At 58.5% G+C, this 19613-nt stretch carries 14 protein-coding genes; 12 read left to right on the forward strand and 2 right to left on the reverse strand.

The features are described from left to right. Window positions 1–69: 69 nt before the first annotated feature. The 7 genes from AC2JAJ_RS02440 to AC2JAJ_RS02470 all read left to right on the forward strand — a co-directional run bounded on the left by AC2JAJ_RS02440 (window position 70) and on the right by AC2JAJ_RS02470 (window position 10915). Window positions 70–1038, forward strand: coding sequence for an IS481 family transposase (locus tag AC2JAJ_RS02440; RefSeq protein WP_486414408.1), 969 nt, complete (start codon window positions 70–72; stop codon window positions 1036–1038). Between the two features lie 230 nt (window positions 1039–1268). Continuing rightward, entirely contained in the window at window positions 1269–4679 is a 3411-nt protein-coding gene (locus AC2JAJ_RS02445) for an AAA domain-containing protein (protein ID WP_486414407.1), read from the forward strand. Continuing rightward, on the forward strand, window positions 4676–6058 hold the full coding sequence (locus tag AC2JAJ_RS02450; protein WP_486414406.1) for a phospholipase D-like domain-containing protein: 1383 nt from the start codon (window positions 4676–4678) through the stop codon (window positions 6056–6058). Before AC2JAJ_RS02445 ends, AC2JAJ_RS02450 begins: the two co-directional genes overlap by 4 nt. Before the next feature lie 719 nt (window positions 6059–6777). Next, on the forward strand, window positions 6778–7713 hold the full coding sequence (locus AC2JAJ_RS02455) for a hypothetical protein (protein WP_501053339.1): 936 nt from the start codon (window positions 6778–6780) through the stop codon (window positions 7711–7713). Beyond that, a complete protein-coding gene (locus tag AC2JAJ_RS02460) occupies window positions 7700–9250 on the forward strand; it encodes a GmrSD restriction endonuclease domain-containing protein (protein ID WP_501053340.1) in 1551 nt (516 codons plus the stop codon). The genes AC2JAJ_RS02455 and AC2JAJ_RS02460 overlap by 14 nt, the downstream gene beginning before the upstream one ends. Window positions 9251–9592: 342 nt before the next feature. Next, complete coding sequence (locus tag AC2JAJ_RS02465; protein WP_486414404.1) at window positions 9593–10303, forward strand: HNH endonuclease; 711 nt, start codon at window positions 9593–9595, stop codon at window positions 10301–10303. A 78-nt stretch (window positions 10304–10381) separates the two neighbouring features. Further along, window positions 10382–10915, forward strand: a complete 534-nt coding sequence (locus AC2JAJ_RS02470; RefSeq protein WP_486414403.1) for a hypothetical protein — start codon at window positions 10382–10384, stop codon at window positions 10913–10915. A 254-nt stretch (window positions 10916–11169) separates the two neighbouring features. Here the strand turns inward: AC2JAJ_RS02470 and AC2JAJ_RS02475 are convergent, their stop codons facing one another. Both AC2JAJ_RS02475 and hisC read right to left on the reverse strand, forming a co-directional pair. After that, entirely contained in the window at window positions 11170–12582 is a 1413-nt protein-coding gene (locus AC2JAJ_RS02475; RefSeq protein WP_486414402.1) for an amino acid permease, read from the reverse strand. Window positions 12583–12625: 43 nt separating this feature from the next. Continuing rightward, window positions 12626–13735: a histidinol-phosphate transaminase gene (gene hisC / locus AC2JAJ_RS02480; protein WP_486414401.1), complete on the reverse strand. Its 1110-nt coding sequence runs from the start codon at window positions 13733–13735 to the stop codon at window positions 12626–12628. Window positions 13736–13828: 93 nt separating this feature from the next. Between hisC and AC2JAJ_RS02485 the strand changes: the two genes are divergently transcribed. The 5 genes from AC2JAJ_RS02485 (at window position 13829) to AC2JAJ_RS02505 (ending at window position 19590) form a co-directional block, all read left to right on the forward strand. Further along, the gene (locus tag AC2JAJ_RS02485; protein ID WP_486414400.1) at window positions 13829–14332 is read left to right on the forward strand and encodes an Lrp/AsnC family transcriptional regulator; all 504 of its coding nucleotides are present in this window, start codon (window positions 13829–13831) and stop codon (window positions 14330–14332) included. A gap of 97 nt (window positions 14333–14429) precedes the next feature. Next, window positions 14430–15638, forward strand: coding sequence for a phosphoribosyltransferase-like protein (locus AC2JAJ_RS02490; protein WP_486414399.1), 1209 nt, complete (start codon window positions 14430–14432; stop codon window positions 15636–15638). A gap of 283 nt (window positions 15639–15921) precedes the next feature. Continuing rightward, window positions 15922–16992: a reverse transcriptase family protein gene (locus tag AC2JAJ_RS02495; RefSeq protein ID WP_486414398.1), complete on the forward strand. Its 1071-nt coding sequence runs from the start codon at window positions 15922–15924 to the stop codon at window positions 16990–16992. Between the two features lie 74 nt (window positions 16993–17066). Then, window positions 17067–17330: an Lrp/AsnC ligand binding domain-containing protein gene (locus AC2JAJ_RS02500; protein ID WP_486414397.1), complete on the forward strand. Its 264-nt coding sequence runs from the start codon at window positions 17067–17069 to the stop codon at window positions 17328–17330. A 160-nt stretch (window positions 17331–17490) separates the two neighbouring features. After that, window positions 17491–19590: a KAP family P-loop NTPase fold protein gene (locus tag AC2JAJ_RS02505; protein ID WP_486414396.1), complete on the forward strand. Its 2100-nt coding sequence runs from the start codon at window positions 17491–17493 to the stop codon at window positions 19588–19590. Window positions 19591–19613: the final 23 nt, after the last annotated feature.

Here is a 19613-nt window from a genome sequence, read left to right on the forward strand (position 1 = left end):
GGTGACAAAAAGAAGACCTCCAAGTGGAGTGGGGCTTGTCTAAGAGTCCGGTCCACAAGGAGGTCTTCAATGTCCCATGCTAACGCGCTTCTGACGCCGAAGGGACGGCTCCGGCTGGCCCGGTGCATCGTTGATGACGGGTGGCCGCTGCGCCGTGCTGCTGAGCGGTTCCAGGTGTCCGTGACGACCGCAGCGCGGTGGGCGGCCCGTTACCGGGAGCACGGGGAGCACGGGATGGGTGATCGTTCCAGCCGGCCCATCAACTCCCCGCGTCGGACCTCCACGCGGCGGGAGCGGCGGATCGTCGCGATCAGGGTCAACCGGCGCTGGGGCCCGGCACGGATCGGCTATCTGCTGGGCATTCACCCCTCCACGGTGCACCGGGTGCTGTCCCGGTTTGGGCTGGCGAGGCTGGCGTGGATGGACCGGGCCACGGGCCGGGTGATTCGCCGGTACGAGCACCACAGCCCCGGGGACCTGGTCCACGTCGACATCAAGAAACTTGGACGGATCCCTGACGGCGGCGGACACCGCAGTGTCGGCAGGGCCGCCGGAAACCGGAACAAGACCGGTACCGCGGCAAACCGGAGACCGGGTCACGCCTTCTTGCACAACGCCGTCGATGATCACTCCAGGCTCGCCTACACGGAGATCCTGACCGATGAGAAAAAGGACACTGCGGCCGGATTCTGGGAACGCGCCAATGCCTACTTCGAGTCCCACGGGATCACTGTCAAACGGGTCCTGACCGATAACGGATCCTGCTACCGCTCCTACGCATTCAAAGACGCTCTGGGCCCGGACATCAAGCACAAACGCACCCGACCCTACAGGCCTCAGACAAACGGCAAAGTCGAGCGCTACAACCGCACCATGCTCGACGAATGGGCCTACGCCCGTCCCTACGCCTCAGAGGCCGAGCGTGTTGCCGCTTTCGCCGACTGGCTCCATCATTACAATCATCATCGAGGCCACACCTCACTCAACGGTCAGCCACCGGCCAGCCGCGTCACCAACCTCTCAGGTCAATACACCTAGGCGCGACGACTTTAGCGGCCGTTTGCGCTACACCCTGTCTCGAGATGCCGTTTCGCTCAGGCTGCTGCCCCGCATCCTCCAGCAGAGAAGACTTCCCCCACCTCCATGCTTCTGGCATGGTTTACGGGAACCGCTACCCACAAGCTCATACCTTTCGAGCTGCCGGGTGGACCTCTGTGCTTCAATAGGCTTTGGCTAAAGCCACTGTCAGCACCATGGGGGGGTAAGGCGTGCCAGACGTCGTCGGTGAGCACTACATGCTCTTGAAGGTGGAGCGCCGAAGTGGGACGTTCTCTATCGTTCGCAAAGCGGTGGATGATCGAGACTCTACTTTCGTGGCAGTCAAGCTACTGTCAGGACAGTCGGACGACATAACGCGCAAGGTTTTCAATAACGAGGCCAAGACGCTCAAGAGCCTAACGCACCCCAATATCGTAAGTTGTCGCTGGGCGGGCACTGATGAGACCGGCAGCTACGTTCTCGTTCTGGACTGGGTTGAGCGGAACCTCGACGATGTTCTCAAAGCGTCGGGACCCTGGGAATCCTGGGACCGCCTGGCCTCTGACATCGCATTGCCCTTGGTGGACGCGCTGGCTTACACCCATCTCAAACAGATCGAACACCGGGATATCAAACCCCAGAATGTCCTTGTCTCCGATTCAGGAGTACCCCTCCTTGCAGACTTCGGAATTGCGAAGATCCGAGGCGAGGAACATTCGACTCTACAGACAGTGGCAGATTGGCATTCCAAGCCGTACGCGCCACCTGAACTTAATGCGGATATCCGGTACGTGCGCGATGTCTACTCGATGGGCGTACTTCTCATTCAGTGCATGACAACTGAACAGCTGAAGGACCTAGCAGGCGTGGAGCGAGCGCTCGAGTCAATTCCCGTCCCGCCTGACGTTCGACGCCTGCTGGGATCATGCATCGCCACGCAACCAGACGAACGACCGAAAAATGCCAGCGACCTTCTCAGCGCCCTTAAGGCAATCCAGGAGAGACGCGAGGGACAGCAACAGATCGCTCGGAATCCCGTTTGGCTTCGTCTGACAAGGGCGGCAATGAAGTCGTTAGGCGGAAGCGATGATGCCCGGCAGGAGGCTGTAGCCAAGGTTCAAGCCGATCTTTCCGGGGACGCCTACGCTTCGTTCTACAACGATCAGTCGAGCGGCAAACCACAACGAGACAGCATCCGGGTGGATGGATCGGCTTGGAGCTTCACTATGAAGTCCGACGAGGCCGGCGCAACGGTCATCAAAGCTGCAGAACTCGACTTCGAGCGACTTGAAAATCACCGGCGGCGAGCGGCGCTGCTACCACAGGTCTTCGACTGGACGTTTGCACCGCCACCAAACACGGCACTCGCACGGGTGGGGATAGCGACCCTGATTGATACCATCGACGCCTTTTATGAAGCCAAAAACAAACCGGAACAGGTTGGCGAAGAGGAGCGCGACGGCGATGAACTCTTTGACACGTGGCGTAGAGTTTTGAACGCTCGCGAAGAACTTGCACGGGGCGAGAAAAAGCCACTGCCGTACAAGAAGGTGCAGATCCGCGGCCGAGAGGCCGCTTTCACGCTGGAGTCCGCGGTTGACTACGACCTGGTTGGCTCGGAGTGGCGCGTGAAAGACCAGAAGACTGACCGGAAGTTCGCTTGGGGCGAGGTCATCGAACATGAAGACGATCGAGTCCTTATCGTTAGCGCCCGACGTTGGGAGAGTCTGCCAGATCGAGCCGTGCTTGACCCTCACCTCGGGCCGGACGAGGCAGCACTCAACCGTCAGCGCAGGGCCGTCGATGACGTTCAGCGTGACAAGTCAGCCCGTCCTGATCTGCGGGCACTACTCATCAATCCGGGCAGCAATACTGAACCTAAAGCTGTCTCAGTCTCTGACTGGAAGCGTGAGCTTGATGACAGCAAGAAGGAGGCGATCGAAACTGCTTTGGGATCGCCTGATATCTTCGTCGTTCAGGGCCCACCAGGAACTGGTAAGACCAGCTTTATTGCGGAGCTCGTGGAGCAAACACTGAGCGCAAATCCTCACGCACGGGTACTCATCGCTTCGCAGACCAACGTTGCAGTGGACAACGCCCTGCAACGTCTCTCCGACGCTGGGCAGGCGAGCATGGTCAGGCTGGCAAGCGCCGACCGGAACCGTGTCGACGAGTCCGTGCGTCATCTCCTCCTTGATTCCCAGATGAAGCGCTGGGCACGCGAAGTTCGCAAGAATGCTGAAGGCTACCTGGGAGCGCGGGCGACCGAAGCGGGGCTTTCGCCATCACATCTTCGTGCAGCCCTCGCCCTTCAGCAGCTTTCAGCGACTCTGTCGCAACTCCAATCTCTTCAGAATCTCCGACAGGAAGATGAAGAGAAGCAGCCGTCGGAGATTGCAACCTCGCTGATTGAACCGGTCTCTTCCACCTCGGTTCAAGAGAAGGTCGACGCCCTGGCGGACCTTCGAGACGAGCTCCTCAAGGAGGCGCAGTCCGAGTTAGGAAGCGATCTGACTCTCTTGGCCGACATGAGTTCACAAGATGCCCTCAATGCAGTGGATGTCCTCATCGGTGAAAGCAACGATGCGCAGCAGCTCCTTACGCGCCTGCAACTACAAGGCGAGTGGCTGCAGCGCATTTCGTCCGATTCCGGTCTCGCCAACACGTTTCTCGACCAAACAAGTGTCATTGCGGGAACGTGCGTAGGCTATCTAAGGCACCCAGCGGTTCGCGATCTCGACATTGACCTGTGCATTGTCGACGAGGCTTCGCGGGCAACCTTGACCGAAGCACTGGTTCCGGTATCCCGGGCCAAGCGTTGGGTCGTCGTCGGTGATACTAACCAGTTGCCGCCGATCGATGAGGACATGCTGCGCAACAAGGACCTGATGAACGACCATCAGCTCCTTCCCGAGGACGTTCGAGAGACGCTATTCCAACGGCTAACAGACCGCCTGCCGCACCATTCCCAAGTCATGCTAAGCCAGCAGTATCGGATGATCCGACCAATCGGAGACATGATTTCGAGCTGTTTCTACGACGAGAAACTTCGGTCGCCAAACCACCTGGGACTTGAGGGGTATCTCCTTGGGTACGGCAAACCTGTCCTATGGCTGGATACCTCCTCGCATGGGCAGGACCGGCGTGAGGCCGCCCCTCATGGTAAAGGCACGAGCTTTGCAAACCGTGCGGAGGCCCGCATCGTCATTGGCCGGCTGGAAGTACTTAATGGCTCTATCGACAAGAAGGTCGTCCAGCTGCCGAATGATAAGCAGCAACTTGATGTGCTCGTCGTTGCGCCCTACGTCGCCCAAGTCGCCGACCTCAAGCAGCAGCTCGCACCCCTACGCGAACGGTTAAAGCACCTTTCGATCACGGTAATGAGTGTGGACGCCGTACAAGGCCGTGAATCAGACGTGGCGATCTTCTCGGTAACCAGGAGCAATCCAAAGGCCGAACTCGGATTTATTGGGCCGGACTACTGGCGGCGGATCAACGTGGCACTATCCCGGGCCCGATTCGGCCTCACCATCGTCGGCGATGCAGGATTCATCCGGGGTACAACCGGCGCCTTGAAGAAAGTACTGACATACATCCAATCTCATCCGGATGACTGTGAACTTAGGACGGCGGAACGATGAGCCTGGCTACAGCAGATACCATTCGGCGCCGGTTCGGTGATCACCGCCCTGGTCTTCAGTTGATCAGCGTGGTCGACGCTGCCTTGCCAGTCACGATACTCCGAGTAGATGTTTTGGCGCAGGAGCTCAAGTCATTTCCCCTCCTCGAAGAGTTCATCTTGAGGTTTCTGCACGTGGGCGTACGTGAGATTGATGAGATTGCAGGGCTTCTCGGACTGCAGCGCGACCAGGTTGTGAACACTGTTGCTGACCAGATCAGTTCGAATAACGTTACGCGGGCGGGGAATGGGCAGCTTGGTCTTACTGCCCTTGGCCTCGAGTCTGCTCGCAATCTTGCCGCCGTTCAGCCCGTTCTAACGCAGCTCAACGTGCCCTTCGATAGACTCGTTTGGAACGCCCAGGACTACGCACGGTCAAGCCTGATCAGGAAGCGGGATGCCCAAGAGGCCGGTCTCGAAATTCTCCCTGCCAAGAAGACCTCACGGGTCGACCTCAATGACCTGTCCGTCGAGCGCTTCAACGAGCTCGTCGAGTCACGCGACGACCACACACGTCAGGTCGAAGTCCTGCGTGTCCGGAAGATCGCGTCCCAGGCCCAACACCTGTACATGCCAGCACAGCTGCTCGTCTATGGCGACTCCGATTCTGGCGAGGTACAACTGGGCCTTTGTATCGATGGTGACCTCCAGCCCGCGCACGGGCTGGAGCTCGCGGCCACCGACGCCGTCATGAAGCTCGGCATCTCGGTCGCTCCTCCCGAGCCCCGCCCTACTCTTGCTCCCGAGCTCGAGAAGCAGCGAGTAGCGATCGAGCAGGTGGAGGGTATCAGGGGCGCAGTCGAACAGGTCGCAAAGAGCGACGAGGAACCCGCGCAGAGGCAGTTGCGTGTCGAGGACATTGCGGTGCGTAGTGTCGATGTCCACGAGCATCCGCAACTTCTCAATAAAGCGCTCAACGGCACGAAGAAGCGACTGCTGATCATCGCGCCATGGGTGAAAGGCGGAGTGGTCAACACTGACTTCGTCGCTGCCCTTGAGCGGCGCCTCCGCGCTGGAGTTGAAGTTCACATCGGTCACGGTTATGGCCCTGACGACAGCGGGTCCGATGACTTCGCGCTTCGTAAGCTCAACAACCTTGCTGCCCGCTACGACAAGCTGCGGGTCGTCCGCCTTCAGAACACACACGCAAAGATCTTGATCTCCGACAATCTATGGGTCACTACAAGCTTTAACTGGCTTTCCTTCAAAGGTGATCCGAACCGGACCTACCGCATGGAAGAGGGCACGCTCGTGCAGATACAGAGCGAAGTCGATAAGGCGTTCAAGCGGTACATAGACGTGCTCGACTCGAACGGCGCGAACCCACACGGGCGAGCCTGACCGAATGCCAGGAGGTCACCCCTATATCTGCTGGCTACCGCATCGAGAAGCTTGCACAAGCCCAACCACGACCACATCTCGCTCGTTGCAGCCGTTCACGCCAGTCGCCTTGGGACGCAGGTGGAGGCTTTCCGGGAGCACGAGGACATCCTGCACGAGACTACGTTCATGGGTCTGGCGCCTACTATCGGTTCTCACGACATTGCACAAGGAAACCGAGTCGCAGCCATTAAGAAAGGACGAAACCATGAAGGACCCTCTGACTGCTGACGAGGCGGCCGACTTGGTGGGCCGCTCCGGAAAAACTATTCGAGCCCATCTTCGGGCAATGAACGCCAGTGGCACTTTGGATCAAGAGGGTGCATGGCAGGATCCGCCAAAGAAAAACGGGACTTGGGCCATCCGACGAAACTACCTAGCGAAGCTAGCGACTGACAAGGGGTGGCCGTTCGAAAACCGGCCACCCCTATAGCGCCTGGTTCTTAAGCCTCTCGACTCCAGATCCGCTGCGCTTAGAAGTCAAATCACTCGTGAATCGGTATGCGCATTTCTATGCACAACTTTCGCCATTTAGAAAATGATCGCTCCGCACGATGCCTGGATCTCGGGAACTGTTTAGGAATCAAGGCCTTGAGCGATTCGTTCGTCAAAGCATTGCATGAAACACCAGCGCGCGTAGCCCTTTCTAAACGTCTACGATCGGAAGTGAGGGAGATTCAATGGATAATTTCCATATGAGCGGTTTTGGAGTAGATGGGGTCAAGAACAACCCCAATGAAGAGGATGAGAGTCCGGAGGGCGCCGTAGATGAGATTTCACTGCCGGCTATGCTCGATCGGCTCAAGGCAGTTACTGGAGTGGATTTCAGCAAACACGAGCAGCAGTACGAAGCATTTGTAAGGACTGCGCACTCCGAGATTGGAAGCACGACCTTTTCCGATCGCCTCGCCGACCTCCGGGCTCAGTTGGTGGCCGAGCGGGCTGTTGGCAAGATCCGTGGTGTCGAAGCGTGGGCAGACGGCACAGATAGCTTTAGGTTCCTCTGGAAATCCTGGGGTTCGTTTGTCGACAAGCTCTACCGACTGAATATCGAGGAAAACGACCGTCCTCCGACAGCGCCACCTGTGCTGACCATTCAGGAGCGGGCCGACAAGGCGAAGGAGGCAAGCAACCGCAACTGGATTACACCCGAGAATGCACACAGCTTCATCGACGACATCATTCGTACGAAGTTTGTCGTTCCCTTCGCGGACGGCGTGGTGGATGTGAGCGAAACAGTTAGAGGGGCCGCTGAGGAACTCGGATTGCGCTGCTATCGCCGCTATCACGCGAAGGATTCGGGCTACCACGCGCATCACGTATATGTACTGCTACCGGTGCCGGGACTCCATGGCAGCGAGGCCGAAGTCGCCGTTGAAGTCAAAGTACTAACTAAGCTTCAGGACACGCTCGGCGAGCTCACCCACCTGTTGTACGAGCACAAACGCACTGGACGGTTGCCCTCTCAGAAGAAGCGCAAACTCGCCTGGATCTTCGATTCGCCTGACTTCACCTCGTCGTATGTCGGACACACCGCACATTACATAGAGGCGTCTTTAGTCCGGCTTAAAAGAGAGCTTGCCGAAATGGAAGGAATTGACAGTGGAAAACCCTGAGCCGCGCGCGCAGTACCTCAACATCGTCTTGCGCCAAATTGATAGAACCGCCCTTCGCATTCCCCGTTTTCAGCGTCATTTTGTCTGGGGCGAGAGTGACGTAATCGAGCTTCTGGGAAGCATTCGGAAGGGCTATCCGATCGGAAGCATTTTGACCTGGCGCATCGAAGCTGCCGATGACTATTTCTCCGGCTTTCGCGAGGACACCTTCCCCTCTGCGGACGAGCACTTGAACACATTCGAAGTTATTCTCGACGGTGCGCAGCGACTGTCAAGCCTCTATGGATGCCTACGCAATCCGGCTGCTAATCCCGTGTACGACATGTACTATGACCTCCGATCTCAGGACTTCGTCCACGCGTCTTCACTTCGGGGGATAGAAACTTTACATGTTCCCATGAGTGCACTCTTCAACAGCCGCCGCTTTCTTCAGGTCCAAAAGGATGTGGCGGAGCTTCCAGACGGCGATACACTCCTCCCACAAGTTCTGGATCTTTACACGACCTTTCAGGACTACCAGATTCCGATTATTGCTCTATCTAACGCGAAACTGGAGGATGTGGTTGAAGTCTTCCGCCGGGTCAACAGCAGCGGGACTCCGCTCTCGTCGGTTGACTTTGTCCGCGCTTTGACTTGGCAGTCGAGTTTTGATTTAGAAGAGACTTTTGATGCTCTCGCGGATCGCTATGAAGGGACCTCCATGGAGGGGCTGACCGAGGAGTTCCTGATTCGCTGCCTTGCGATCACGGCTGGGCTCTCGCTCGACACCCGAGATGTTCTTCAGCTCGAGAAGCTCTCAACCGAGACAGGGGGTCTAAGGGCAGAGATCGAGGCTATGGAGGGGGCGTTGGATCGCATGATGACTTTCCTCGACCACTCGGGGATCGCGAACATGGCGGAGGTGCCGTATGAGGTGCAAAGGCTGCTGTTGTTCGCAATCATGCATTTTGAGACGTCGACAAATTTTGACGCGCTCGAATCCTGGTTGTGGAGATCTACATTCGCGGAAGAGCATCAGAGCAAGCCAGAGTCGTACACGTCACGCCTAATCCGAGATTTACGGAGCGGGTTGGTCTCGTCGGCCCTTCAAGTTCGCAAACCCGTTGATCCCGATCTGCTTGCAACACGGCAACGACGCGCCGGGTCGGCCGTCACGATCGGGTTCAATCTCCTGCTCAGGAAAAACGGCGCACGCTCCTTGCTTTCAGGCGAGATAATAACCAGCGTGGACGGCCATGGGCACGGGCTCCTCTACTCGCGCTCGGAGCTCCAGGCTGACACAGAGGACCATGTTCAGAACGCGATGCTCCTGGCCAACCTAATTTTTCTCAGCGACGACGATGCAGCGAGATGGCGAAAGCTACGGGAGACACACTCTGTTCGGGAAATTTTTGAGATCTGCCGCAGTGAACAAACCGATGCGTCTTCCATATGGGCATCTCAAGGATTAGTTGAGCCACTGGCAGATTCTCCTTACGCCGTTTTACGCAGCCGATCATCTGCGTTGTTGTCCACGGTAGTTCCCGACTTCACCTAGTGTGATTTCTGTCAGCATCATATTCTTATCCTCCGATCCTTGATCGTCGACGAAAAAGCCGAGATGAATGATGGACATAATGCGCGCCCGATTGCCGCAACGAAGTCAGATTTACCACCGCATTGCTTCGACCAGCGAAGCAAGCAACGCAGGCGGAGACGGGTGCTGCGGGCTTTTGCGGGGCAGGGATACTCACCTAGAAGTAACCCTCCCCTGGGAGTCACTGCCTTCTACAGGGCTCTGACAAGAGTATTAAAGTCCAAATAAGCACGGTTTTTAGTACAGTAGGGACTCATTGGGGGCTGATGCCCGCTGTAAATAGCAATGCCGAAATGGGGCGGGATGAGCATCAATTGGACGCGGGACGAAATAATCCTTGCGTGCGACCTGACCAGGACAAACAACTGGAACGGCTTAGATGAGAAGGACCGCCGCGTACTAGACCTGTCCTTACTGTTGAATGAAAGCCCCCTACATCCGGTGGAACTTCGGGATCAGAAGTTTCGCAACCCCGCCGGCGTGGCCCGCAAGACATGGGACATCGCAACCCAGCATCCGGACTACACCGGCCAAAAGACCAAGGGCAACAAGCTCGACGCGATCGTGCTGAACGACTTCCTCTCTGCGCCGGCCAAGATGCAGACCGTGGCCGCTGCGATCCGAGCGGAGATACTTCGAGGCGATACTACGCTCCCCAACCAGGACGATCCTGATGCCGAAATAGAGGCATCGGAGGGGCGCCTACTGCTGGCCCGACACCTGAAGCGGGAGCGGAATCGCGGCTTGCGGAACCGAAAAGTCGAAAGCGTAAAGAAAGCAGGCCTACCTGTCGCCTGCGAAGTCTGCTCGTTCGACTTTGGAGAAACATACGGCCAGCGAGGCCTGGACTACATCGAAGTTCACCACGTACTGCCGCTACACGCTTCCGGCCCCACGACCACGCGCCTTTCCGATCTCGTCTTGCTCTGCGCCAACTGCCACCGCATGATCCACCACGGCAATCCGTGGCTGACACCGAAGGACCTCAAGTCGTTGTTGGTGCAAACGCCATAGCTGCAGAACGTGCACCACTGCCTGCAAGGGGCGGCTATAAGATTTGGGAACCCAGGCAGAACGAGGACGGAACACGCCATGAAGTATACGAACGAAGATCAGATTAAGCGCAAGCTCGGAATCGAGTCATGGAGGAATCTCTCCAAAACCAACGTAATCAAGTTCGCAGCCATGATGCCTGACATGGACAGGGAAGTGGCCCTAAAGATCATTCAGCAATTCCCCGCATTCACGAAGTTCGCCCTAGAAATCTTGGACGCGATAGGGAAAGCACACGAAAAAACACTCGCGGCTAACAAGCAGAGTACCGACCACGTCTATCAGGCACTTCAGGACACCAGAGAAATCCTAAGGCGTGAACTCGACAAGGACGGGTTGAGCCCGGAGGACAGAGAGAAGATTTTCGACCGACTCATGGAACTTGCAAGGATGGCCTCCCAAAAGAACACTGAGGATAAGCAGTTCTTGGCAGATGCTCTGAATAAGATGGCAATCGTCGGTGGTGCTGTAGCCGCCCTAGCTTTAGCTTTTGTCGGCGGCAAATTCATGGCTGAAAGCGGAGATAAGCCCGACAGTTCCTCGGGGGACGCCGAAAGTTCTCTGGAAGCTTGAGCTTCAAGCGCAGATCGGCCTGCTGCTTAAGGGCTTTCCCTATGCGTGGACCGAATCGGTTCTGCCGTCACACCGTTTCTAGTCCACGAGGAACCCGGACAGCTCTCGCCCCCAGACCGGGCGGAGCTTCGGTGGGCAATAGTGCACGTCCGTGGCAGGCCGCAATTCCGGGCAATCAGCGTGCCTACCTTTCACAACTGTAGAATGACGCGCCCGGCCAAAACCGGACGCGCCCGTCGGGTGGCCCATCTGATTCAGTCGACGAGTACCGGCGATTTGGCCCTGTCGGCAGATTCGGAAGCGGGCGCAGTATCCCGCTTCCGCTGGTTTACCCAGCACCCCACCGCCAGTAGGGCCACCAGTCCGAACGTACTCAGGAGCTGCGGGCGGGAATTCGCGCCGATGAAGCCCACCGTCAAGATCGCCGCGAGGATGACCAGTCCAACAACCGTGAGCCACGGGAAGCCAGGCATCCGGAGTGGAAGCGCCGTCCCCTCCCGGTCAGCGCGGAGCCGTAGGGCAAGCTGCGCCAGGAGCGCAGACGTCCACACCAGCAGGCAGGTCGATCCCACGATATTGAGCAGGACGCCAAGGACCATCTCGGGGAACATCAGCTCCAGCACCACCGTCACAACGCCGAAGGCGACACTGGCCAGGACCGCGGCCACCGGCACCCGGGCCTTGGACACGGAAGCAAGCCACCTCGGTGCTTCACCTCGCTCTGCAAGAGAGTACGCCATCCGGGAGGCACCGTAGAGGTTGGCATTGAGCGCGGACAGCAGTGCCGCGACGGCCACCAGGGTGATGGCCGTGGCTGCGCCGGGCATGCCGGCGGCCTCGAGCACGGCGGCGAACGGGCTCTTCAGCCCCTCAGAACCGACGGGAACAACCGCCGCGATCACGAAGATGGCGCCGATGTAGAACACCAGGATGCGCCACAGCACGGTCCGGACAACTTTCTTCACGCTGCGGGCAGGCTCTGCGGTCTCGGCTGCCGCCACGGAGACAATCTCCGTGCCGCCGAACGCGAACGCCACCACGAACAGCGCCGTCGCAATCCCGCCGAAGCCGCCCGGCGCGAACCCTTCCCCCATGAAGTTGCCCAGGCCCGGCGACTGCACCCCTGGAACCAAACCGAAGAGCAGGGCTGCACCCACCAGCAGGAACCCGACGATCGCCGCCACCTTCAGCAGGGCAAACCAGAACTCGAACTCGCCGAAGTTCTTCACGCTTGTCAGGTTCACGGCCGTGAGCACCACGATGAACACCAACGCCATCAGCCATACCGGCAGGGCCGGGAAGATCGTCGCGAGCAGGCCCGCCGCACCGAGCGCTTCAGCCGCGATGACCACCACGAGCTGGATCCACCAGAGCCAACCGACGGTTGCGCCGGCCACCGGCCCGTAGGCCTTGGCGGTGTAGACCGAGAAGGCGCCGCTGTCCGGGTTGGCGGCCGCCATCTCGCCGAGGGCCCACATCACCAGGATGATGAGCGTGCCGGCCACGAGGTAGGAGATCAGCACCGCCGGGCCGGCGGCCTGGATGCCGGCGCCGGATCCTATGAACAGGCCGGCGCCGATGGCGCTGCCCAGCCCCATCATGGTGAGCTGGCGGGGTTTGAGGGCCGCGCCGAGTGGGCGGGCAGACGGCTTTGTCTGTTGTTCCATGGGGATTCCTCTTACTTGTCGGTCGAACGGAAGGAGAAAAGGATCAGGAAGTGGTAAGGGATGCGTAGGCTGCGAGGAGCCGGAGCACGCGGTTGTTGGAGCCGGGGTCGGCCACGGTGACGCGGACGCCGTCGCCCGGGTACGCGCGAACCAGGATGCCGGCAGCGTCGAACGCGTCCACCAGCGTCGCCAGCAGCTGGTCACCGGCGCGGATCCACAGGAAGTTGCCCTGGCTCGGCTGCAGCGTCCAGCCCTGGGCTTCCAGCTCCGCGGCCATCCGGGCGCGCTCCCGCTTCACGAAAGAAACCCGGGCTGCCATCTCCTCCCCCGCGTCCAGCGACGCAATGGCCGCCTGCTGCGCCAGCGCGCTCACGGCGAACGGCAGGGCGGTGCGCCGCAGACCTTCGGCGATTGTCGCCGTCGTAATGGCGTATCCAACGCGCAGGCCGGCGAGCCCGTAGGCCTTGGAGAAGGTGCGCAGGATGCAGACGTTCGGGTACCGGCGGTAGAGCGCCAGGGAATCGGGGCCGCTGCCGGCGTCGGCGTATTCCACGTAGGCCTCGTCGATCACCACCAGGACGTCGGGGCGGACGGACTGCAGGAAGGCCTCGAGCCGGTCGTGGCCGATCGGCACGCCGGTGGGGTTGTTGGGCGTGCAGAGCAGGATGACCTTGGTGCGGCAGGTGACGGCGGCGGCCATCGCGTCGAGGTCGTGGCCCTCCGCGTCGTCCAGCGGGACCCGGACCTGCCGGGCGCCTGCCAGCTCCACCAGGATGGGGTACGCCTCGAAGGAGCGCCACGCGAAGACTACCTCGTCCCCGGCGTCGCACAGGCCGGTGATGATCTGCTGCAGGACGCCCACGCTGCCGGGCCCCACCGCCACCTCCTCCACGGTGACGCCCAGGTGCCGGGCGAGCCGTTCGCGGAGTTCGACGGCGGCCATGTCCGGGTAGCGGTTCATCCTGCCGGCCGCTTCGACCACCGCGGCGGTGGCTGCGGGCAGCGGCTCGTAGTGACTTTCATTGCTGGCGAGGGCGGCGATGTCCGCACCGGCGCTGCGCCGGCCGGGGACGTAGGCGGGAAGTCCGGAGACGGCGCTGCGGAGGGTGGGCAGCTTTGTTGCTGGGAGGGCCAGGAGTTGATCAGGGCTCATGACGTCCGATCATGGAAGTGACCCGGGCCACATTGCAAGGTACGCTTCCATGCTTGGGACTTCTGCTCAACTTCTACTACTTGTGGTGAAAATATGACCATCGCGAACACCCGCACCCTCGACTCGCTCGACGGCAGGATCATCCTCGCCCTCGACAAGGACCCCGAAGCCAGCGCCCTGGCACTCTCCCGGACACTCGGCGTCGCCCGCAACACCGTCCACGCCCGGCTGGCGAGGCTGGAGCGAAGCGGCGCGCTCCGCTCCTTCAGCCGAAGACTGGACCCCGCAGCACTCGGCTACGAGCTGATGGCCTTCCTCTCGCTGTCCATCAGCCAGACGCGGACCGGCTCGGTGGAGAACGGGCTCGCCGCGATCCCGGAGGTCATCGAGGTGCACGCCACCACCGGCGACGCGGACCTCATGGCCAAGGTGGTGGCCCGCGGCACCACCGACCTCTACCGCATCACCAACGAGATTCTCGAGATCGACGGGATCGAGCGGACCAGCACGGCCATCTCCATCCTTGAACTCATGCCGCCCCGGTACGACGGGCTGATCAGCCGGCTATCCAAGGAGGAGTCCCGGGTGACGGAATAGACCCGCTGTGAAGAACGGCAAGAGCAGCACTTGATGTTCTCAAGCCTGTCAGAATGGACGAAACGCGGCGAACTAGGTAGATGGCTTGGGGGGAAACATGACTTTGTCTGACACCGAAGTTGGAGGCATGTGGCTTGAGAATTTCGCGCGCGAAGATCGCCAACTCGCACGGAAACTGCTCGACGCGTTCGCGCTTGACAGCTGGACTTCCGCACGTGCCCGCCTTCTAGACCTTCTCAGGACTGAGATAAGCGAGGCACAGAAAGCTGGTGCTGTCTGGGTAATTCCTGCAATGGATTCCGGCGATGTCCGCAGGGCAAACCACCTACATCAAGGCGAACCGTTGGTCGCGTTCGGAAACTTTGAGCCAGGCATGAATATCCCTTCAATGCCTGGTAGCGAGGGCCTTATCGGCCATCTACTAAGAGATGTTCAGGGTAGGGGTGTGCTTCCGGCGACAGCCCAACTTTCAGTACTCCGCAACAAAAAGTTACGCACAATTATAGTGGTCACCGACACAATTGAGACAGGTTCACAGATTGCGAAGTATGTGCAGGCTTTACTTCGAAACCCCACGCTAAAAAGCTGGCGATCGTTTCACTGGTTTCAGCTAAAGGTCGTCGCATACGCCGTTTCCAGAGAAGGGGAAAAGGCTCTTTCTCACTTAGCGGCGTTAGACTCCCTTCGGTTCGTTCGACGTGCACCAACCATCCGAAGTTTGCCTTGGCCTACAAACGACATCTCGGAGGCGATCTCTCTTTGCCGCCAGTATGGGCGAGGATCCGAGGTTCTTGGTTATGGGGGACAAGCCAGCCTCTTCGGGTTTCAGGACCGGGTACCAAATACCGTCCCCAAAGTCTTCCGACAGACAGGTCCCGATTGGGCACCTCTATTCGAAGGAAAAGGTGGGCGATTAGTCCCAACTGGAGTAATTGGTGAACTTCTCGACTCCTCAGAGGCAGGAGTTGCTCATGATGATGTGGTGGCGGCGGTTCGCCAAGAGCGCCTTTCCATTAGCATCCACAAACAACAGCGGGAAAGCAATCGCGACATCCTCGCTGCACTGGCGCTCCTAAGGGCTTCACCCGAGCGTGCTTCCCTTTTGGAGCTTGCACTGGATCTTACCCAGGCTGAGGTTTCGGCTCTTCTGGACTACATGGTGTCTCAAGGTTGGATCACGGACAGTCACAGCCTTACTCAACCCGGAATCGCAGAGTTGACCGCCGGGAAACGCAAAGCTCGGCGTGTCGCGCAGCGGCCAGCTCCGGTGAACCCGGGGCCCTACTATCCTGAATCACTGAGGTGAGGAGATGGTAGAAGGTGGCCTAGAAATGAAGTTGCGGCGTCGTCGTGACTCGTTGAGCCAAATTGCTCAAGAGGTTCGTGTTCGAACCTTGGTGCCCGGGATAGCCGGCGCATTCGGACTAGCTCGCGCAACGCGTGCAAGCACGGACAGGCCGCCCTGCGTGGGCCTTCGGGCTCTTCCTGCCCGTGGATCCCTCCGGGATCTCCTATCAGAGTAGGCCCGAATTTTGCCATCTCCTCATCGCTACATAGCTGAAGGCCTCGCACTCGGCCGCGACGTCCACGTGCTTCGTCGAGCAGCTGCCTATCAACGGGTAATTGCCGCGAACAACGCGTACCCGCTTTTCACATTGCGTCACCTTGCTCGAGAGACCGGTACTGAATGGGGGTACCTAAGATCCATTGTTGAACGACGTTTAAATGAGTACTCTTCGATCCGGCGGCGCAAGCGGGACGGCTCTTTCAGGGAAATCTCCGCACCCAATCCCAGCCTCATGCATGTTCAGCGCTGGATGCTGTCAAACGTCCTGACCGGGCTACAGTTCCACGATGCGGCATTCGCTTATCGAACTGGCCGATCGATAAAGCATTGCGCTGAACTACATGTAGGTGCTAGCTGGTTGTTGAAAATGGACCTGCATAACTTCTTTGGAAGCATCGAAGAGTCGCGGGTTTACGGAGTGCTTAGACACCTCGGATATCCCGCACTGCTCGCACTCGAAATGGCAAGACTCTGCACGAAGCCGATCGCGTCTGGCGGCGAGCCGAAACCTTGGCTCGCCGGTCGAGGTGTAGACGCTTACGGAGCCTCTTACCGGGGGGTGCTTCCACAAGGCGCCCCAACCAGCGGTGCCTTGGCAAACACAATTGCATTTCACCTTGACACGCGGCTGACCTTTATTGCGGAAGAAAGCGGGCTAACATACACCAGGTACTCAGACGACCTCACATTCTCGTCCTCCGAGAGCCTATCCCGCCCAGAAGTATCCAAACTCATTCTTCAGATAGAACGTGCGATCTCGCTTTCCGGATTCGAGGTACACAAAGGGAAGACACGCATTGTTACTCCTGGAGCCCGGCAGATTGTACTTGGGCTCATGTTGACCCCGGATGCCGTAAGACTTTTGCCCGAATTTCGACGTCGCGTAGACAACCACATTCGCTGTGTGGAGCGTTTCGGTCCAGCAGCCCACGCAAGCGCTCGACATTTTGATTCAGCCCTGTCAATGATCAACTACGTGGATGGTTGCTTGGCATTCGCCATTGACATCGAGCCTGCGTGGACAGCTCTGCGCAAGGCTCGGTGGCGGGCTGCGCTCGACAAGCACGGACATCCTGTCGGTCAGGACGCATGAAGCCGCGTTCGCCCAAACCGGAGTCCTTCGTCATGTAGCGGCCCAGAATTCGAGTGAGTGGGAGGGTCTCACGGGTGAGAGGTCTCAAGTTCCTCGTCTCGCGGGCGACCGGAGTCGCGACAGTTACACCGGTGCACGCCACCACCGGCGACGCGGACTACATGGCCAAGGTGGTGGCCCGCGGCACCGCCGGCCTCTACCGCATCACCAACGAGATCCTGGAGATCGAGGGAATCGAGCGGACCAGCACGGCCATCTCCATCCTGGAACTCATGCCGCCCCGGTACGACGGGCTGATCAGCCGGCTGTCGAAGGAGGAGGCGAGTCCTTCGGCCTAAGCGCGAGCGATGCAGAACGCAGGGGCGGCCAAAACTACGACTGCCGTTGCTCGAAGCCCGCGTGCTCCCCAATCAATAGCCATGCCGTAGACCCTAGCGTCTGCGACGAACAATGATTGGCTTTGTTGGCGTTCGAAACTGCTCGCCGCAGGTAGAGTCCGTGACAACGTATTCGTTGCTTTTTGTAAAGGTAAACATGACTCGCGGAGATAACCCGATTGAGAGTCCGGACGAGGACCTCTTTGGCAGGGCCAGCCTCGCCGAGGAGCTACACAATCTCTTGAACTTGCTGCCAGCTCGTGAGGGACACGTCGTAGCACTTACGGGTGCTTGGGGTTCAGGGAAGACATCACTAGTGAACTTGGTTCGTCCGCTGTTTAGGGACCAACGCGTCATCCTTGACTTCAACCCGTGGATGTTTTCGGGGACAACGCAACTCGTCGACACCTTCTTCCGTGAGCTCGCTGCACAGCTCCGTCTCAGGAGCAACGCCAAACTCGACAAAGTCATTGATGCAATCGATAACTACAGCTCACTCCTTACCCCGTTCGCGTGGGTTCCAGGAGTGGGATGGATGTTCACGCAGTGGAAGGCGCTCACAGGTGCTACTAAGAAAATCCGCGATAACGCAAAGAAGAGCGTAGTTGAGCAAAAGGCTCAGCTAGCCCAAGCCCTTATTGACCTCAAAGAACCGCTTTTGGTCTTTATCGACGACATCGACCGACTCACTCAGGAAGAGATCCGGGACATCTTCAAGCTGGTCCGGCTCACTGCCAACCTTCCCAATATTGTCTACGTCCTGGTCTATGACCGTACGCGGGTGGAGACTGCACTAACTACCGCTGGCATTGATGGTCGAGCGTACTTGGAGAAGATCGTTCAAACCACCATCGACCTGCCCGTCGTACCGCAGGGAGCTATAAACCGGGAACTCAGTCGGTCGCTTCAGGAGATGGTGGATTCTGTCGGCGATGTGACGTTGTTCGATGCGAATCGATGGCCAGATACTTTCGCGGAAATTGTTTTGCCTCTCGTCGGAAACATGCGCGATGTAAAAAGGTACTGCTCATCCGCACAGTTGGCAGTCGCGACCCTAAAAGAAAGAATTGAGCTTGGGGACGTACTGGCTTTAGAGGCCGTCAGAACTTTTAGGCCTGATCTGATCGGCGGAATATCACAGATAAGGTCCAGTCTTACCCAAACGGTCTCTTTGTACAGCATGGGCAACAGTGACTCGCCTGTCGCGAAAAAGGACATAGAGGACTTTCTTACCGCATGTGGAGACCAGCGCGACTTGGGCGAATCCATAATCAGGCGGCTATTTCCCGCCGGTCGCCGCCATCTGGGAGAGAGTCACTATGGGTCGGACTGGCAGGACATTTGGCTTCGGAAGCGCGTTGTGGCGCATCCAGACATCCTTGAGCTGTATCTCGACCGCGTTGGCTCCAAAAAGCTTGCCGCTTTCGACCACGCCGAGAAGGCTCTCAAACTCGTAACGGACGCTACCAGGTTTGAAGCCTACCTACGAGGTCTGGATACAGGAGAGCTGGAAGACGTCATAACGGCCTTTAGATCATTCACGGAGATTCCAAAGGATGGAAAAGTGATCTTTCTGGTTTCGATCCTTAACATACTTCCGGATATACCTGAACGACCAAGAGGGATGTTCGACTTCGGCGCCCGCATGGTTGTTGGAAGCCTTTGCTATCGAATTCTATCCGACGTCGGAACAGAAGATGAGAGAGAAAGCGTGACCAAGATGGTCATGCCGCAACTAAGCACCCTTTCATCCAAGTTCGAACTTCTGCACGTTCTTGTGCCCGACCAAGGCGATGACAAGAGGCTAATCTCCGAGGCATTGGAAAGTCACCTTTTCGCAGGTCTTGCCGACCAAGTAGAAATGGCCACATCGGCCGAACTTGCGCGCGAAGACCAACTGCTACGCCTTCTTTACCTACCTAAACGGCTTGGACGTGAGCCAATATCGCTGGCCAATAGGCTGGAAACATTTTTTACCGTTTCAATGATCAGAAAAGCCTGCTCTGAGTCCATCGGACAATCAATGGGAAATAGGGCCATCAGGCGGACACTGAAGCTCAACTGGGAAACCCTCGTCGAGCTATACGGTACCGAAGAAGCCTTGCTGAGTGCGCTTGCATCGTTAGACGCAGCAGAAGTGTCAGCAGATGATGCTCGATACGTCGCGCTGGCCCTTGAGTATGCCCAGGGGAACCGGCCGAAGGATGACGACGAGTGGTAACCGTTGCACCCACTCGACCGACG

The sequence above is a fragment of the Arthrobacter sp. MOO21 genome, from assembly GCF_057369995.2.

What these genes read in the sequence shown, in the direction of transcription:
- AC2JAJ_RS02440 (WP_486414408.1), top strand. Translation starts at nt 70, where the DNA reads ATGTCCCATGCTAACGCGCTTCTGACGCCGAAGGGACGGCTCCGGCTG.
- AC2JAJ_RS02450 (WP_486414406.1), top strand. Translation starts at nt 4,676, where the DNA reads ATGAGCCTGGCTACAGCAGATACCATTCGGCGCCGGTTCGGTGATCAC.
- AC2JAJ_RS02455 (WP_501053339.1), top strand. Translation starts at nt 6,778, where the DNA reads ATGGATAATTTCCATATGAGCGGTTTTGGAGTAGATGGGGTCAAGAAC.
- AC2JAJ_RS02465 (WP_486414404.1), top strand. Translation starts at nt 9,593, where the DNA reads ATGAGCATCAATTGGACGCGGGACGAAATAATCCTTGCGTGCGACCTG.
- AC2JAJ_RS02470 (WP_486414403.1), top strand. Translation starts at nt 10,382, where the DNA reads ATGAAGTATACGAACGAAGATCAGATTAAGCGCAAGCTCGGAATCGAG.
- AC2JAJ_RS02475 (WP_486414402.1), bottom strand. Translation starts at nt 12,582, where the DNA reads ATGGAACAACAGACAAAGCCGTCTGCCCGCCCACTCGGCGCGGCCCTC.
- hisC (WP_486414401.1), bottom strand. Translation starts at nt 13,735, where the DNA reads ATGAGCCCTGATCAACTCCTGGCCCTCCCAGCAACAAAGCTGCCCACC.
- AC2JAJ_RS02485 (WP_486414400.1), top strand. Translation starts at nt 13,829, where the DNA reads ATGACCATCGCGAACACCCGCACCCTCGACTCGCTCGACGGCAGGATC.
- AC2JAJ_RS02490 (WP_486414399.1), top strand. Translation starts at nt 14,430, where the DNA reads ATGACTTTGTCTGACACCGAAGTTGGAGGCATGTGGCTTGAGAATTTC.